This is a genomic window from Ruegeria sp. BHSB056 (genome assembly GCF_059613305.1).
This window is the reverse complement of the sequence record NZ_JBXWSG010000174.1, coordinates 1-2,132: the sequence shown is the minus strand read 5'-3', so window position 1 is coordinate 2,132 and position 2,132 is coordinate 1. Positions and strand designations below refer to the sequence as shown.

Here is a 2,132-nt window from a genome sequence, read left to right as displayed (position 1 = left end):
CCTCGCCGCCTTCTACCAGGATTTCTTTAAACCAGCCAAATATCTCGAAGTCTCCTAATGTTGCTGGCACTCGCCAGACCAAAGATGACATCTGACGCGATACACAACAAGACTTCTCGATGGTCGTCGTTACGCCGCTGTTTCAGCGTAACACCAAGGGAGCAGCTCGTCGATACGGTTGATTTTGTGATCCGGGAGGCGTTCAAGCACCCATGTGAGCCAAGCTTCGGGATCAACGTCGTTCATCTTGGCTGTTTCGATGAGCGTGTAGGCGATGGCAGCAGCCTTGCCGCCACCGACAGAACCCATGAAGAGGTAGTTCTTGCGGCCAAGCGCGATAGGGCGAATGCTGCGTTCACAAATGTTATTGTCCAGTTCCAGCCGCCCGTCGCGGAGATAGGGTCGCGCCTTGGGCATGCGGTTCAGGGCGTATCGGATCGCTTCGGCGAGTTTGGTTTTGCCGGAGATTTTGGGGAGCTGGGCTTGTAGCCAACCCTCCAGTTCATCGAGGATTGGTTTTGCCTTCTCTTGGCGCAAGGCAGCGCGTTCCTCTGGGGACTTGCCGCGGGCTTCCTTCTCAACCGCGTAAAGCTCCGCGATCTGTGTGATGGCGTGTTTTGCGATATCCGCTCCGGTGCGCTCGAACTCGTCCACGAACTTACGGCGGACATGCACCATGCAGGCCATCTCGGTGGCTTTGCCGCCACCGAACAGGTCATTGAAGCCTGCAAAGCCGTCGGCATGCACCGTGCCGGTATAGCCGGAAAGGTGATTGACCGGATGTTCACCCTTGCGATCCATGCTGAACTGATACCATGCGCAAGGCGGCGCGTCGCCCAACCACGGGTCCTCATTGCGCACATAACTCCAGAACCGCGCAGTCTGGGTCTTCTTTGGCTTGAGCTTGCTTTGCAGTTTGACCGGCGTGTCGTCGGCAAACAGCGCCGGACCCGCCCTGACCAGCTTGCCGATATGATCAGCCAATGGCTCCAGCAAGGCCGTGCTGCGGCCAACCCAGTCAGTCAGCGTAGAGCGGTGCAGATCAACCTTCTCACGGGCGAAGATTTTGGATTGCCGATCCAGCGGCAGGTGATCGCAATATTTGCCAACCAGTACGTGGGCCAGAAGCCCCGGGCCGGGTCGACCTCGTTCGATGGGCCTCGATGGCAATGGAGCCTGCGCAAAAGCCTCGCAGCAGCTGCAGGCCATGCGTGGGCGGATAATCCGGCGCACGACAAAGCGGCCTGGAATGTACTCCAGCTCCTCAGTGACATCCTCGCCGATCTGGCGCAGGGAACCGCCGCAATCACCGCATTCCTCACCGACAGACAGCACGTCATCCTGTCGTTCCAGATGATCGGGCAACGGTTTGCGGCTGTGCTGGCGTTTTGACGGTTTGCAGTCGATCTCAGCGGGTTCGTTCTTCTGCGCCTCGGCCGCAACTTCGATCTCGGCGTCTTCCGCCAGATCGAATGCCAGTTGATCCAGGCTCTCGGATTTGGAACCAAACCGCGCCTTGCGATGGCCATGAAGTTCGGCCTTCAGCTTCTCGATCTGGTAGGCTTGGGATTGCACCTCAGCTATCAAACGCTCGCTGACGGCCCGCAGTTCAGCAGGGTCTTCCGGCAAATGTTTGAGGGCGTCCAACATGAGGCTGGATATAACCGATTGCAGCAAAATGGTGAATCGAGAAACGCCAGTTCGCGCCAGTAAATTGACCTATCCGGTGCTCAAGGGCCGCCATGTCTTCCGTGGCATCCGCCAGTCAATCCCTTCGAGAAGCATCGACAACTGCGCCGCCGACACGCTGACCTTGCCGTCCTTGGCCGCAGGCCACACGAACCGCCCGCGTTCCAGCCGTTTGCTGAACAAGCAAGCGCCCTGGCTATCCCACCAGATGATCTTGAGAAGATCACCCCGGCGCCCCCGGAACACAAACAGATGGCCGGAATAGGGGTCTTCTTCCAATACCTTCTCAGCCTGCGCGGCCAGCGTGTTGAACCCGCGCCGCATGTCCGTGACCCCGGCGGCCAGCCACACCCGCGTGTTCGGCGGTACAGGGATCACGGCATCAATCCCTCGACCAAAGACAGCACCGCCGACAGGGCTGTACTGCCTTCCACCAGAATACG

General features: G+C 58.9%; 2 protein-coding genes. Both read right to left on the bottom strand.

Annotated elements, in window-relative coordinates; genetic code table 11:
* Positions 1-129: 129 nt before the first annotated feature.
* Positions 130-1,650: an IS66 family transposase gene (gene tnpC / locus AC2FND_RS20070; protein ID WP_496771462.1), complete on the bottom strand. Its 1,521-nt coding sequence runs from the start codon at positions 1,648-1,650 to the stop codon at positions 130-132.
* 69 nt (positions 1,651-1,719) lie between these two features.
* Positions 1,720-2,067: an IS66 family insertion sequence element accessory protein TnpB gene (tnpB, locus tag AC2FND_RS20065; RefSeq protein ID WP_496771463.1), complete on the bottom strand. Its 348-nt coding sequence runs from the start codon at positions 2,065-2,067 to the stop codon at positions 1,720-1,722.
* Positions 2,068-2,132 lie beyond the last annotated feature (65 nt).

What these genes read in the sequence shown, in the direction of transcription:
- tnpC (WP_496771462.1), bottom strand. Translation starts at nt 1,650, where the DNA reads ATGTTGGACGCCCTCAAACATTTGCCGGAAGACCCTGCTGAACTGCGG.